The organism is Oleiphilus sp. HI0123 (assembly GCF_001635315.1).
The window spans coordinates 1-288 of sequence record NZ_LWGE01000143.1 but is presented as its reverse complement, the minus strand read 5'-3'; the positions used below and the strand labels follow the sequence as shown (position 1 = coordinate 288).

Annotated in this window: 1 protein-coding gene; it reads left to right on the top strand. The window is 31.9% G+C overall.

What is annotated here, in order from left to right:
• The coding region (locus A3761_RS28350; protein ID WP_231881111.1) for a hypothetical protein at positions 1-194 on the top strand (194 nt) is incomplete at its 5' end.
• Between the last annotated feature and the right edge of the window lie 94 nt (positions 195-288).

The following is a 288-nucleotide window of genomic DNA, read 5'->3' as shown; positions in this document are numbered from 1 at the left end:
CTGAGTTCAACTCTCCTGTTGTTAAAGTTCAGGTTGGTGATGATATTTTTGATGTGAAAGCATTAAGTAGAATTGTTACAAATGACAAACGTGTTAAGTATGTTTACGGTAGGGTTGCTACAAAAAGGTTATACAATACTATCAAAACACATAAAGAGGGGGTAATTAAAATATGGATCCCATTCAACGATTAGAATACTTAATATTAACTTCAAAATCACATAGTAGATTGGTGTTAAGGAGGTTTAGAAGAATAAATAACGAACATGGTAGGTGGGTAAAAAAACT